The organism is uncultured Pedobacter sp. (assembly GCF_913776295.1).
Classification (GTDB): Bacteria; Bacteroidota; Bacteroidia; order Sphingobacteriales; family Sphingobacteriaceae; genus Pedobacter.
Genome location: NZ_CAJYOJ010000060.1, coordinates 177,398 through 193,381 on the forward strand (window position 1 = coordinate 177,398; position 15,984 = coordinate 193,381).

The 15,984-nt window shown below is 43.0% G+C and carries 9 protein-coding genes; all 9 read left to right on the top strand.

Annotation, left to right across the window (positions count from 1 at the left end; all coding sequences use genetic code 11):
* Positions 1-153: 153 nt before the first annotated feature.
* The 9 genes from QZ738_RS13095 to QZ738_RS13135 all read left to right on the top strand — a co-directional run bounded on the left by QZ738_RS13095 (position 154) and on the right by QZ738_RS13135 (position 15,977).
* Complete coding sequence (locus QZ738_RS13095) at positions 154-2,301, top strand: GH92 family glycosyl hydrolase (RefSeq protein ID WP_293788202.1); 2,148 nt, start codon at positions 154-156, stop codon at positions 2,299-2,301.
* A 519-nt stretch (positions 2,302-2,820) separates the two neighbouring features.
* Positions 2,821-3,474 carry a hypothetical protein gene (locus QZ738_RS13100; RefSeq protein ID WP_293788203.1) on the top strand — a complete coding sequence of 218 codons (654 nt, stop codon included), beginning with the start codon at positions 2,821-2,823 and terminating at the stop codon, positions 3,472-3,474.
* A gap of 19 nt (positions 3,475-3,493) precedes the next feature.
* Complete coding sequence (locus QZ738_RS13105) at positions 3,494-3,856, top strand: ferredoxin (RefSeq protein ID WP_293788204.1); 363 nt, start codon at positions 3,494-3,496, stop codon at positions 3,854-3,856.
* Positions 3,857-4,055: 199 nt separating this feature from the next.
* Positions 4,056-4,445, top strand: coding sequence for a hypothetical protein (locus QZ738_RS13110; RefSeq protein WP_293788205.1), 390 nt, complete (start codon positions 4,056-4,058; stop codon positions 4,443-4,445).
* A gap of 100 nt (positions 4,446-4,545) precedes the next feature.
* Positions 4,546-5,664, top strand: coding sequence for an efflux RND transporter periplasmic adaptor subunit (locus tag QZ738_RS13115; protein ID WP_293788206.1), 1,119 nt, complete (start codon positions 4,546-4,548; stop codon positions 5,662-5,664).
* Positions 5,665-5,725: 61 nt separating this feature from the next.
* Positions 5,726-8,860: an efflux RND transporter permease subunit gene (locus QZ738_RS13120; RefSeq protein ID WP_293788207.1), complete on the top strand. Its 3,135-nt coding sequence runs from the start codon at positions 5,726-5,728 to the stop codon at positions 8,858-8,860.
* Positions 8,861-10,297, top strand: a complete 1,437-nt coding sequence (locus QZ738_RS13125; protein WP_293788208.1) for a TolC family protein — start codon at positions 8,861-8,863, stop codon at positions 10,295-10,297. It begins immediately after the preceding gene.
* Positions 10,298-11,248: 951 nt separating this feature from the next.
* A complete protein-coding gene (locus QZ738_RS13130; protein WP_293788209.1) occupies positions 11,249-14,659 on the top strand; it encodes a hypothetical protein in 3,411 nt (1,136 codons plus the stop codon).
* Positions 14,660-14,678: 19 nt separating this feature from the next.
* Entirely contained in the window at positions 14,679-15,977 is a 1,299-nt protein-coding gene (locus QZ738_RS13135; RefSeq protein ID WP_293788210.1) for a hypothetical protein, read from the top strand.
* Positions 15,978-15,984: the final 7 nt, after the last annotated feature.

The following is a 15,984-nucleotide window of genomic DNA, read 5'->3' on the forward strand; positions in this document are numbered from 1 at the left end:
TCGTAATGCATCATGATATTTGGCAAATAATTCAACGATTTAAGCATCTTGCATGAATAACTCCTTGAAATTAATTGGTAACGATTACGATATTTTATGCAGAGACCTCATAGATTTTATATATTTGGTAATAAACTAAAACGTTTTATGTAAATGAAGTTTCTAATCAAATCTTTAACTGTTATCACGCTATTATGTGCCTCGATTCCTGGCCTGACTCATGCACAAACCAAACTCACGCGATACGTGAATACCTTTATTGGCACTGCGCCTTTAACTGACCCTAAAATATTAGGCTATACGTTACCAGAGGGCTGGCGATCGTGGGCGGGCTTAACTTTTCCAGGTAGCTCTCTGCCCAATGCAATGGTGCAGTTAAGTCCGATTACCGAATTTGGATCTGGCGCGGGCTATGAGTACGAAGATGATACGATTTACGGTTTTGCACACACGAACAAAGGACATTGGAATTTATGTAATATTCCTATTTTACCACTATCAAAGCCTAACGGTAAGTTTGGTTCTAAGTTTTCGCACAACAGGGAAAGTGCAGCTCCAGGGTTCTATCAGGTATATCTGGATGACTATCAAATAAATGTGAGATTAACTTCAACATTAAGGTGTGGTTTTCATGAATATAACTACAAAGATAATTCTGACAGGCAAATCCTGTTCAGTATGGGCAAAGCCAATAGTGGCGTGAATACCTGGAAAATCGCGCAAGACGGTCCGTCAGCCATACAAGGGTTTCAAGGTGGCGAAAACGTATATTTTTATGCCATAGTAAATGGAAAAATAGATCGGCTTGATATCACAGAGGAAGGCAAACGATCCGGTTATGCCATCGTTCACCTTGCTGATGGAAATAGTGGGCCTGTAGAACTTAAAATCGGTTTATCATTTGTAAGCATCGCCAATGCCAAAGAAAACCTGGCAAAAGAAATCGGGGATAAAACTTTCATGCAGATCCGCCGGGAGGCCACAGATAAATGGGAAGCACTTTTATCTCATATCCAGGTGAAGGGCGGAACGGAAAAGCAAAAACAGCTGTTGTATTCCTGCCTGTACAGATCTTTTTTATGGCCTGCTTTGCGCAGTGATGTAAACGGTGAGTTCAGAGATGCAAAACGCAATGTGGTAAAAGGTAACTTCAATTATTATACAGAACCATCGCTTTGGGATACTTACCGCAATAAAGATGTGCTTTTAGGTTTGATTACGCCAAAAGTGACTTTAGATGTGATTAAGTCAATGAAAGATGTGGGCGATAAAACGGGGTTTATACCTACATTTTTCCATGGCGACCACGGTGCTTCATCCATTGCAGGAGCTTATTTGAGGGGAATTGATGATTTTGATATTAAAGGTACTTACCAGATTTTATTGCGTAATGCTAATGTGGATGGTGGCGCCCGCCCGTTTGTAAAAGAATATATCGAAAAAGGATATATATCAGACCCTGATGTTAAAAATCCACATGTAGAAACCAAAGCCAAAGCTGGTGTTTCTAAAACACTGGAGTATGCCTATGATGATTATTCGCTGGCCCAGATTGCTAAAAAACTAGGTGATAGCAGTAATTACCGCATGCTAATGACCCGGTCTAAAAATTATAATAACGTATTTGATCCCGGTACGCGTTTTATGAGGGGCCGACTGGACAATGGTGACTGGATTAAACCTTTTAACCCACAGTACCCATACTACGAATATATGTACAGAGAGGCTAATGCCTGGCAGGTATCGTTTTATGCTCCGCATGATATGCCAGGATTAATTGAGCTATATGGTGGTGCAAAAGGTTTTGAATCTAAACTGGATTCTTTATTTACGCTACCCTGGAACCCGAAATATATTGCCCGCAATGTGGAAACCATGATCGGACAGTATTGCCAGGGCAACCAGCCCGATCATGAAGCACCTTTCGCTTATACTTTTATCGGCAAACCGGAAAAATCACAAAAGATTATCGACAAAATCTTAAACGAACTTTATGGGATCGGAGAGGAGGGTTTGGCCCTTTCCGGAATGGACGATGCCGGCGAAATGTCTGCATGGTATGTATTTAGCGCCTTAGGTTTGTATCCTTTCTCAGCTACTGATCCAAATTATATCGTTACCGCTCCGCTTTTTGATGAGATAAAATGGAAAACCAGCTCGGGTAAAATGTTAACGATTTCTAAACCAGGTAAGGGGAGAGGGATTACCAGCATCAAAGTTAACGAAAAAGCAATACAGGGATATTTCATCTCTCATGATCTGTTTAAAATGGGCGGCAAGGTAGAGATTGGTACTAACTAAAAGTTTGAGGCCCGGGTAAAAGACTGCATAATGGTAAGATGCCGTTGGTAATCTTCATTTGGAGCGCAAGGCTTGTGCTGAGCCGGAAGTCTCCTCCCGTCTTTTGCTTTTACGCTTCGCTGCTTCGTACCTCGGTGCTGCAGGGTAACGCTTCAGCCCCCGCCTGCAACGGGCAGGAGGGCTAGGTGGCTTTGGCAGCATATCATATTAAAGGTTGCAAGGTGCATAAACCCTTGTTCCTAAACCTGACAGAAGCGGCAGCCTCCGATTTAAGCAATGGTTTATAGTGTTGCCAAGATTTTCTATCGGAGCTATAGCGAATGGCGGGACTGCATACCGCCAAGAACTACCGTTCGATCATTTTCTACATCAATCATTTATTATGGTCGTTGAAATGCAACCACTGGGATATGCTCGGTAAAAACCATAAAAAATTAATGATGCAACCTTAATTAGATCCTGATCGTCTTTGCTATAATGATTAATTAACTATACTTACAGCCTCAAACCAATCTAAACATGAAAAAATCTTTTTACTTCCTAACTTTCTCCCTTTGCATCCTTGCCAGTTCCTGTACCATGATGATAAAAGGCATAGCCAAACTTGTGGTTAAAAATTACAACGATTATACCAGTACGCATATCTCTGACCTGCAAATTGCAGATCCGAAAGGAAAACTGCACACTTTTAGCGATTTGTACCCTGAAAAAACAGTTTATCTATATGTTTGGAAAGATAAAAAACTGTCCGCCGAACAAGAAAAATCGTACCTGTTGTTGAAGAAGCGTTTTGCCAAATATCCCGATGTGGTTTTTGCTAAACTTAATATCGGTTCAGACAGCACATCCACTGCGAACAGGCTGGTTAATAATGCTTCATCAGCTGAATTCAGAAACATTGCGAAAATCAGCGATCCGGCACCATTCATTATCGGGAAAGACGGCGCAATCTTATCTTACAAAGGTCCAAAGCCTGAAGATAGAATTATAGTCGACTATGTAATTTACCAGGCGATGAATGGAGAAGATGGAACTAAATCTGCCAAAAGGTTCATTAGGGGAGTAAATGGGAATAGCCGTTTTAAATCAGACAAACTGGTTGAATGGTATACCAAACACTTTGGAGAAGCGCCACCTGAAATCCTTTCCTTATCTTTATCAACTACGAACTAATTTTGAATACATTCACAGCTTGAAGAAAATATTTAGAAGGATTTCAGGCAAAAAATTCGACGAAAGATTTCCGGAAAACGCTCACGGAGATTTTTATGTACAGAATCAGGTATGCATCGCCTGCGGTGCGCCGGAAGCAGAAGCGCCAGACCTGATTGACCATTCTAAAATTGAATATGGCCATTGCTATTTTAAAAAGCAACCAAAAACTCCTGATGAACTTAGCAGGGCCATTAGCGCTATGCAGGTTTCATGTATTTCGGGTCTCAGGTACGGAGGTAAAGATGAGGAAATATTAAAACACCTTTATGAATCAGGACTCGCGGATGAATGTGCCCACCAACCAGCGGTAAAAATTAAATTGAACAGACAGAAAGCCTAGCTTAATTCGTCATCAAAACATAATTACCGGTTTGCTCCGAAATTATACCGATACAGGTTGAATAAAATCTGCAAATTTTGTATAGGCGATTAAAATTATCGGAGCAACAAGACAGTTTAAGCCGCTTCTGTAGCTAATCCGTTACAATCGGAACTGGCTTCGTTATCCCACATTTTATATTTTTGCATGGATTGTAAAGATGCTTACACTATACAAAACCACATATCGTCGTCTCGAATTTCTATGGGGAAGCTTTTTCTGCCTCTCTTTCCTGATGGCCATGTTTTTGGTTTCCACTCCGCAGGTAACAGATACGCTGGATGATCATCTCGAAACAGTAGCGGAAAAAGTTTCGGATATTTTCGATATCGGTAATGATCATCATGCTTTTCAGCATTTTATAGTTAAATCACCTTTAAGTAAGTACAGAAAAAGATATAAACACATTTCAGACTCTGGCATTCGTTTAGAATGCTTCAGGAAAGAACGTGTTGAAGATTATATCATCCCGCTTTCGGTCGCTATTTATCAGACACCTTTTTTCTCTTCTGTACTCCACACCTTTCTTTATCGTTTGGCTTGTTTCTAACACCGGTTAATTGTTTTCAAGCAGCATCAGGCTTAACATTTTAACGGATATAGCCGGGAATCGCTTTTTCCCCCGGCAAGTTTAAACACAAACACACAAAATGAAATTTAATATAATGGCATGCGTTGCGCTATGCCTGTTGATACAGGCATGTTCGGGCGGCAGCGCAAAAAACAATACCGCAGACCTTGCAGAAATTCCGGTAATGAGGATCCAGCCACAGGACACTTCAATTGCTACCGATTATGTGGCAGATATTCAATCCGTGCAGCATGTGGAATTGCGTTCCAGAATGCATGGATTTATTGACAAAATATTGGTAGATGAAGGTCAGGAGGTCAAAAAAGGTCAATTGCTTTTTCAATTGAGCGATAAGGAATACAGCATCGCGCTGAACAAAGCAAAAGCAAATCTCGTGAGTGCGATTTCAGCAGCACGTATTGCTGAAGTAGAATTGGAAAGAATCAGGACTTTGGTTGAAAAAAAAGTGATTTCACCCTCTGAGCTTTCTTTAGGCGAAGCCCGGAAAGCTGAAGCTGAGGCCAGCATCAAAACCGCACGTTCTTTAATTGAAGACGCCAACCAGAAACTAACCTACGCCCGGGTGCGGGCACCTTTTACAGGACGTATTGATAGATTGCCCCTTAAACCGGGCAGCCTGGTAGAAGAAGGATCGCTGTTAACCACGCTATCAGACAGCCGCAGAATGTATGCTTATTTTGATGTATCAGAAAATGAATACCTGCAGTTTGTGCGAAAAGGTAAGGGCCGTTTTGATGTAGATAAGGAAGTAAGCCTTATTCTTTCGGATGGTAGTCAGTATCCATTGAAAGGTAAGATCCAGACACATGAAAATGCCTTTGCCGAAAATACCGGATCCATTGCCTTTCGTGCTATATTTGAAAATCCGAACCATATCCTCAAACATGGCGTATCCGGAAAAGTAAGGTTGGTTTCGGCTTTAAAGGGAAGCTTACTCATCCCTCAACAGTCGGTTTTTGAAATCCAGGATAAAAGTTATGTTTTTGTACTTGGAGGCAACAACAAGGTTAAAATGCGAAGCTTTGTACCTAAGCTCAGCCTGTCTGGCTTTTACGTCATTGGTTCCGGATTGAAAGCTGGAGAGGTTATCGTGTACCAGGGCGTGCAGGAACTACGTGATGGTACCGCTATCAAGCCCGTGTACACCTCTTTTAAGAAGCTGTTAGTCAGTAAATAATCAAATTCTTTTTTACAAGCCGTTTCATTGTAGATGAGGCCGGCTTTGCAATACAATCATAATGGTAGAAACATTTATCAGAAGACCTGTGCTGTCGCTGGTCATTTCTTTGATTTTAATTTTACTGGGTGCCCTTGCCCTTTTCAAATTACCCATCACCCAATTTCCGGACATTGTACCGCCTTCTGTGGTGGTTACCGCAAATTATAATGGTGCCAATGCAGAGGTTTGTGCTAAAGCAGTAGCTACGCCGCTTGAAAGGGCTATCAACGGTGTTCCCGGCATGACCTATATGAATTCCGTTAGCAGTAATAATGGCGTTACGCTTGTACAGGTTTTTTTCAACGTCGGAACCGATCCGGACCAGGCCGCCGTGAATGTACAAAACAGGGTTACCACTGTTCTTGACGAACTTCCGGAAGAAGTAATTAAGGCGGGCGTTACCACCGAAAAAGAGGTTAACAGTATGTTACTTTACCTCAACCTAACCAGTTCAGATCGGGAAATGAACGAAGAGTTCATTTATAATTTTGCCGATATCAATGTTCTTCAGGAACTGAAGCGGATTGACGGGGTGGGTTTCGTAGAAATTATGGGTGCCCGGGATTATGCCATGCGGGTATGGCTCAAACCAGACCGCATGAAGTCTTATCACCTCTCTGTGGATGATGTGGTGGGCATGATGCGTAAACAGAATATTGAAGCTGCACCGGGAGTGGCCGGAGAAAACTCAGGCAAGGGTAGAGAGGTACGTCAGTACGTGTTAAAGTACGGGGGAAAGTTTAATAATAAGCAACAGTATGAAAACATGGTCATCAAAGCCGAGCGCAATGGTGCGTTGATCCGGCTCAAAGATGTAGCCGACCTGGAATTTGGCACGGTAAGTTATGATATGGTGTCCAAAACAGACGGAAAGCCCTCGGCATCCATCATGATTAAACAACGTCCCGGATCGAATGCAAGCGAAGTCATCAAAAAGATCAAGGAGAAAATGGCCGAACTTAAAGCCAGCAGCTTCCCGCCTGGTATGGAATATAATTACGCTTACGACGTTTCCCGCTTTCTTGATGCCAGTATTCATGAAGTGTTAAGAACCCTCATAGAGGCTTTCATCCTGGTGTTCATCGTGGTATTTATTTTTCTTCAGGATTTCAGGAGTACATTGATCCCGGCATTGGCCGTACCCGTAGCACTCATCAGCACCCTGGCCTTTTTACTGGCAATGGATTTCTCCATAAACATGCTCACCCTGTTTGCATTGGTACTGGCCATCGGAATTGTTGTCGACAATGCTATCGTGGTGGTGGAAGCGGTACACGTAAAGATGTCAGAAGAACATTTGCCACCTATGGAAGCCACTATTGCCGCGATGAAAGAAATCAGCGGAGCTATTGTCGCCATCACCCTGGTCATGTCGGCTGTTTTCGTGCCGGTGGCCTTTCTTTCAGGTCCGGTGGGCGTTTTCTACAGGCAGTTCTCCCTCACACTGGCTATTTCCATTGTCATTTCAGGTGTGAATGCACTTACGCTAACACCTGCTTTGTGTGCACTCATGCTCAAGCACGAACCAGATAAAAAAGGCAAGAAAAACTGGCTACAAAAAGGTTTCAGCTTATTCAACAAGGGTTATAATAAAACCGAACGTAAATTTAGCGCTCTTGTTGGCTGGATTACGGTAAAGAAACCGGTAACCCTGGGCTTATTGCTATTTTCTGTAATCGCTACCTACCTCGGCAGCAGTGTTTTACCGTCTGGTTTTATCCCAACAGAAGACCAGGGCATGATTTACATCAATGTGACCACACCTCCGGGTTCTACCGTTGAACGTACCGAAAAAGTGCTGGACGAGATCCAGCAAGTAACCAAGGGTTTTAAAGCAATAGAAAATGTGAGTACACTCGCAGGATATAGCCTGATGAGTGAAATTACGGGCGCATCTTATGGCATGGGCATGATTAATTTAAGCCCCTGGGACACCAGGAAAGAAAGCGTGGATGAACTAATCAGGGAACTCAAAACCAAAACCCGCCACATTGCCGATGCCAGCATCGAATTTTTTTCGCCGCCAACTGTACCGGGCTTCGGAAACGCCAGTGGTTTTGAGTTGCGGCTTCTGGATAAGAACAAAGGAGAAGACCTTTCCCGTACCGCTTCGGTAACCCAAAACTTTCTGAAAGAACTGAATAGCAGTAAAAGCATTTCAGGCGCCTTTACCAGTTTCGACCCCAGCTTTCCACAATATATGATCCATATTGATCAGGACATGGCCGCACAAAAAGGGGTCTCGATTGATAATGCCATGTCTACGTTGCAAACGCTAGTAGGCAGTTACTATGCCACCAACTTTATCCGTTTCGGACAGATGTATAAAGTAATGGTGCAGGCTTATCCGCAGTATCGTGGCAAGCCCGAAGATCTTCTGCAACTCTATGTAAAAAACGATAGGGGAGAAATGATCCCTTACTCGACCTTTATTTCCCTGGAAAGGGTTTACGGGCCGGAGCAGATCAACCGATATAACATGTATCCCTCGGCCATGATCACCGGTGAAACTGCAACGGGTTTTAGTAGCAGCGATGCCATTAAAAAGGTAGAAGAAACAGCCAGGCATAAATTACCAAGAGGTTATACTATAGAATGGTCGGGGATGACGCGTGAGGAAATCTTATCCGGAAACCAGGCCATATACATTTTTATCGTTTGCCTCTTGTTCGTGTATCTGCTGCTGGCGGCACAGTACGAAAGCTTTCTGTTGCCCTTGCCCGTGCTATTGTCGCTTCCTGCAGGTATTGCCGGCGCCTTTTTTACACTTAAGCTGGCCGGATTAGAGAACAATATCTATGCGCAGGTGGCCCTGGTGATGCTTATCGGTTTGCTCGGTAAAAATGCAATTCTGATCATCGAATTTGCGGAGCAAAAAAGAAAAAGCGGTTTATCTGTATGGGAATCGGCTAAACTTGGTGCCGTATCACGTCTGCGTCCCATCCTGATGACATCATTCGCCTTTATTGCCGGGTTGATTCCGCTCTGTATGGCTTCGGGAGCAGGAGCGATAGGAAACCGCTCTATCGGAATGACAGCGGTTGGCGGAATGCTGATCGGAACCTTAATCGGTCTGATCCTTATTCCCGGATTATATGTCTTACTGGCGCCTAAAAAACAACATCAAAATCTACAGTTATCTAAATCTGAATAAATGAAATTGAAGAAATTCATTCCATCTGCCATCGCCAACATGTTCGCTCTTTCTTTACTATTGAGTTCATGTGCTTCGATTAAGGAAACACCGGTTCCATCCATAAAACCATTTCCAGGTGGTTTCGATACTTTATCTCACAGTTCTGAAAAGGATTTGAGCTGGAATACTTTTTTTAAATCGAAAGAACTGGATACCCTGATCCACCTGGCCCTGGCAGAAAACCTAGATTTAAAATCAGGAATGCAAAGGGTGCTCATTGCAGGTGCAAACCTCAAACTCAGTAAAGCAGCACTATTACCTGGCTTACAGGCAAACATCAGCGGCGGGCTTGACCGTTATGGAAAATATACCATGGATGGGGTAGGTAACTATGATACCAATTTTTCGGGCAACATTAGCCGCGATCAGCGTATCCCCAGTCCGGTACCAGATTATTTTGCCGGTTTCAGGAGCAGCTGGGAAATTGATGTCTGGGGTAAATTATCAAAAAGAAAAGAAGCAGCCTATCACCGGTATCTAGCCAGTGCAAGTGGATTAAAGTGGTACCGTACCCAGGTAACCTGTCAGGTTGCAGCGCTCTATTACGAGCTGATCGCGCTGGATAAACGTTTGCAGATTCTGAAAAGTAATATTCTGCTTCAGGATAAGGGACTGGAAACCGTAGAGGCGCAAATGGCCGGCGGGAGGGCAACTGCGCTGGCCGTGAGTCAGTTTAAAGCACAACGAACAGCAACCCTAGGGAAGCAGTTTGAGATCAGACAGCAAATCAGAGGTGTAGAGAATGATTTGAACAACCTGTTGGGGCAATTTGCCAACAGAATTCCCCGGGATACGGCACTGATAAGCCTGCCCCTCCCCAAAGAAGTATACGTAGGACTTCCTGCCGACGTCATTTTAAACCGTCCGGACGTAAAAGAGGCCGAAGAACAGCTTAAAGCAGCAAAGGCCGATGTTTCGGCGGCCAGAAAGGCTTTTCTGCCGAGCCTGACACTTGATGCTTATGCTGGCTATAATGCCTTCCGCTTACCCCTGCTTTTTTCTCCGGGATCTTTAGCAGCCGGGTTGGTCGGCGGCCTTACTGCACCGGTACTGAACAGGGCTACCTTAAAAAATGCACACGTGGTAGCCAGTGCCAGCCAGCTGGATGCCTATTACCAGTATCAAAAAAGCCTGATCAATGGTTATCAGGAAATTACGAAACAGCTTGCAGCCCTTAACAATTACAAGGAAGCCTATCGTTTTAAAACCATTGAAGTTGAAGAATTAAAGAGAGCAGTATCTACTGCAAATGATCTTTACCTGGCAGGCTACGCCAGTTATCTGGAAGTAATCGTGGCCCAAAGCAGTGTACTGAACGCAGAAATGGAACAGGTTGACCTCAAGCAGGCATCATATTCTGCTTTAATTGGTTTGTACCGGGCAATAGGTGGATAGCATGCCGAAAATAAAAAAGGAGACGATCAATTTTGATCGTCTCCTGATGTGATCTCGTTGGGATTTGCACCTGGCGTAAAAATCAGGGTTTGCAATATCTTAGAGTGGCTTTGAAATTTGGACTCTCCGCTCGCCTAAGTTTTTAGTAAATACTATATTTTTATTGGAAAAAACAGACTCGAAAAACCAAGTTTGACAGCGTGTTAAGTGGTCTTGGCCATTTAAATCAAACTTACCCATGAGATAATAAATAATTGGTATTATAGACAAATGTCCACCCCAAATCTACCGACGATTAAGCAGTACAACAGAATCAAATCTGATTACTGAGTTACGTATCGTAATAATATTTACGCTTCCGTATTAAAGGTTTTAAGTTGCATAAACGCTTGCCCCGAGGGACAGAAGCGGCAGCCTCCGATTAAAGCCATGGTTTATATGGTTACAACGATTACCTTATTAATTCAAACACCGTTATGTTTGAATCAAGCGGAGATTAGATGACTTTATTGAGTTTGTGGGACATATGCACCTCCATAGTACTCATGATTGTCCAATAAATATTTTATTGATATACTATTGATCAATTCCTAATGTTTTTCTTTATATCATATCATAAGGGTACTCTCCATAATCAATTCTAGTCTGGCAAAGCAAAGAATAAGCACGTATTTTACTCAACTATGTAAACAATTCAATCCGTATCGTTTTGATAATCCGTATTGTTGTTATACCCTTCATTTTATTTCGAGATGCTTAGAAAACGCATCAGAAGCAGTTTAAAGCCATTATTGGTAAAAATCTGATTTCTGGCATCGTTTTAATATAGCCGGTAATCGAGTTATATATAAATACGACTTTCCAGATTATTGTATCAATAGTAGTCAGATACTGATCAACAATTTTCTGGTTGTAAAAAGAGATTTCTAAACATTAAACAACGATTAACTAATGAAGATTAAACATCTACTATTAACGGTCTGTTTTGTTTTGGTGCTGGGCATTATGCAAAGTTTTGCCCAAGCTCCTCAACAGTTCAATTATCAGGGTGCGGCAAGGAATGCCAATGGTACTCCCTTAGCCAACCGGCCTATATCCTTAAGGATAAGCATTCTTGATGGCTCTGCAAATGGGAACATTCAATACTCAGAAACAAGAAGCGTTACGACCAATCAATTGGGCTTATATAATATCGCGATTGGAAGCCCTGGCGCCATTAGCACAACTGGAAGCATTTCTGCTGTAACCTGGGCCAATGGACTCAAATATATTAAAGTAGAGGTTGATCCTAATAATGGAAACGCATTTAACATAGCGGGTACCGCTCAATTACTTAGTGTTCCCTATGCGCTCTATGCTGGCAACGGTGGATCAGGAAATAACAATACAATCATCAATGGAAATGGCGCTCCCGCAATTAATCTGGGCAATAATGGCGATTATTATATTGATAACCTGAACAGTATCATTTATGGACCAAAAGTTAACGGCAATTGGCCTGCGGGAAAAAGCTTGGTAGGCCCGCAAGGAATTCAGGGGTTGGCTGGTCAGCAAGGCCCTGCTGGTACTAATGGCCGAGGAATTGATGTTATTACGGTTAATACGGATGGTACGTTGACCATAAAATATACTGATGGTACTTCGCTCACAACCACCGGAAGTACAAAAGGACCAAAGGGTGATCCTGGTGCAGCGGGAACAAATGGAAAAGATGGAAAAGGTATTTCTAATACAGTTGTTAATACCGACGGCACGATAACCATCACCTATAGCGATGGAACATCTGTGACTACTACAGGTAGCGTAAAAGGGCCAAAAGGTGATCCTGGTACTAACGGAACCAATGGAAAAGGCATTACCAATACAGTTGTAAATAGTGATGGTACCATTACCATTACTTATAGCGATGGAACATCTATGACCACCACAGGAAGTGTAAAAGGGCCTAAAGGAGATCCAGGTGCTAATGGTACCAAAGGACAGGATGGTAAGGGAATTGTTTCAACCGTAAACAATAACAACGGAACCTATACCTTTACCTATACCGATGGCTCTACATTTACCACGGCTAACCTGACTGGCCCCGCCGGTGCCAATGGTACCAACGGACAGGATGGTAAGGGGATTGTTTCAACCGTAAACAATAACAACGGAACCTACACTTTTACCTATACCGATGGCTCTACATTTACCACAGCTAACCTCACCGGTCCTGCCGGTGCCAACGGAACCAATGGTGCCAATGGACAGGATGGTAAAGGGATTGTTTCAACCGTAAACAATAACAATGGAACCTACACTTTTACCTATACCGATGGCTCTACATTTACCACAGCTAACCTGACCGGTCCTGCCGGTGCCAACGGAACCAATGGTACTAATGGACAAGACGGTAAAGGGATTGCTTCTGCTAATGATAACGGAAATGGATCAATTACTTTTACTTACACGGACGGAACTACATTTACGACCATACCAACCACGAATGTTTTAAGTAAAACGGGTACCAACCTAACAAGTACTGTAAATGGCGTTTCCAGCACCACGGATTTACAGAGCATGATCAATTCAGGAACTACGGTTTCAAATGCTTTATCAGGTAGCAGTCTTTCTACCACTGTAAATGGTGTAACTGGCGCCTCGGTAAATTTACAACCTGCTATTGCAGCTGCAACAACAGTTTCGAATGCATTAACGGGTTCAAATCTGACCACAACTGTTAATGGCGTTACCGGAACGGCAGTAGATTTGACTCCTGCTATTAATGCGGCGACTACCAATGTTTTAACCAAATCAGGAACTAATCTAACCAGTACGGTAAATGGCGTGGCCAGTACAACAGACTTACAGAGTATTGTTTCTGCTGGTACTAGCGTTAGCAATGCTATAAACGGCACCAATTTAACTACAACGGTTAATGGCGTTACCGGAACTGCAGTTGATATCCAGTCTGCTATGAATGCCGGAACCACCGTTACCAATACCTCAACGGGTAATACTTTAACCACAACCGTAAACGGGGTAACTGGAACAGCGGTTAACATGGTTAATACCAATACCACTTCGCTGAGCGGAACGAGTTTAACCACAACCGTAAATGGTGTGGCCAGTACAGCTTTGGATTTAACACCAGCATTGAATGCAGCAACTACCAATACGCTTACGGCTACCAATGGAAATTTGATTTCTACGGTGAATGGAGTAGCCAGTACGCCAGCGGTTCCGGTATTAATCTCTGCAAGCAATGGTTTAAACAGTGTTAACGGAGAAGTAAAATTGGGCGGCACACTTACCTCGGCCACAACGGTAACTACCGATGCCACCAATACGCTGGCACTTGCAGGTTTACAAACTGGCGCTGCCAGCGATAAAATTTTAGTTAAGGACGCAAATAATGTAATAAAGGTGGTTGACCAGCTTACGGTTGATCTTCGAAAAGTTTCCGGAAATAATCACTTAACCCAGGATGCCGGTACAAATAGTAACGGTACTGCTTTAGGCACAGGTGGGGGCGATAACATTGCCATAGGCCAATCGGCGCTAAGCAATGGTGGTGTAATTAATGTAAACACTGCTATCGGCTCAAATGCACTACTTTCATTACAAACAGGTAATTACAATACCGCTATTGGCCGCAACTCCCTCCGTAACCTGACTACAGGTAATTTAAACTTTGGTTTAGGATGGAATTCACTTCAAGCCTTACAAACCGGAAGTAATAATATTGCCCTGGGTATGCAGGCACTTGAACTGAATACCAATGGTAGCAATAATATTGGCATTGGTTTTAAAGCCGGTGGAGGCGTGGGTGCAACAACTGGTTCTAACAACGTTTTCATTGGACAAAATGCAGGTCTTGGTTTTGCGGGGAGCAATCGTTTGGTTATTGATAATACCGGAACAGGAACAAGTTCTCCATTGATTGATGGTGATTTCTCGACTCGAATACTCACCATTAACAACACTTTAAAGGTAAGTGATTTAAATAGTAGTGCCACCGCAACCACAGGTAACCGTCCGGTAGTAGCAGATGCCAACGGACAATTAAAAATCGGAGCAGCAGTTACCACTTCATCTTCCGCTATTGTTAACGTAAATGCTGCTTATACCGTATTGGCAACCGATCGTACCATTATTGCAGATGCGAGCACGGCTGGTTTTACGATTACTTTACCTTCTGCTGCGGCAAATAGTGGTAGAGAGTTAATTATCCGCAAAGCAGACGAAACCACAAATATTTTAACATTCGATCAAAACTTAAGGTATTCGGTAAGTACCAATATTACCACGGTGAACAGCCTTTCTACCCTGCATCTACAGAGCGATGGTACCAACTGGTGGGTAATCAGTAAAGGTTTATAATTCCATTATCAAAACAATCATGAAAAAAAGATTTTTAACATATAGCATATTTCTGGCACTAGTGGGCATCGGAGTAAACCGCGCAGGCGCCCAGCAAACCTTAAAGGTTGGAAACAACCCCACAACAGTAGCCAACAGTGCGGTGTTGGATGTAGAAGCCAGCAATAAGGGTGCTTTATTACCCCGCGTAGCGTTAACCAGCATAACAGATGTCATCACCATTCCATCTCCAGCCAATGCTTTAACCATTTTCAATACTGCCACTGCGGGTACAGCACCGAATAATGTAATTCCTGGTTATTATTACTGGAATGCTGGAGGTAACACCTGGGTGAGGTTAAATGACCAAAGCTACTATAATGGTCTGTCGCTTAATTCAAGTAATCAGGTAGGTTTAGGAGGAACATTTGACCAAGATACCAAGATTTATTACAATGATAAATCACTCACTTTTGTCAAAGGAGATGAAGGGCTGGGTTTCCCAGGCGCAAAGTCTGTAGGCCTATCTAAGGGTGGTTTAAGGCTAAGGTATAATGATGGAGGGACAGGAGACGCTTCTGGCACCGATTCCTACATCTCCATCCAGAACTCCAGAACGGTAGATCCTGTAAATCTTCAATTAAATACTAACTATGATGGATCCATGACTGGTATCAAAAGTATTTTGGGTTCGTCTAATTCCAACAACGAATGGCTGGTAGGTGGCCAATTTGGAATTTTAAACAGCCAAACAAGTGGCAGTAATCAACGACAGGTTGGTTTGATTGCCAAATCATCCTATACAGGCAGCAATACTAATCAAGATACTAAAACCATTGGCGGTTATTTCGAAGTTGATAATTTGTCCACAGCCAATACCGGTAACTATGCTATATATGCTAAGGCTACAGGAATTAATCCTATAGCACTAAACGCAGATGGCGGCGTAGTCGTAATTAAAGATTTAAACAGCGCAGCAACTGCCACAACTGGCAACCGTCCGGTAGTAGCCGATGCAAACGGACAATTGATGATCGGAGCGGCTGCTTCTGCCGCACCTGCCATCGTTACCAAAACAGCTGACTATACCGCAACCGCTGCAGATGAAACACTTTTGGTTAATGCTGCTAGTACCAACATTACAATTACCATGCCGGCCAGCCCTGCAACCGGACAAAAATTCAATATCAAGAAAATTGATTCCGGATCGAACTCGGTAACCATTAATGGCAATGGTAAAAACATTGATGGCAATGCCACTATAATTGGTACACTACCTTATCAGGGATGGACAGTACAATACGATGGTACAGCCTGGTATATCATTAGTCGCATATAATTTATAA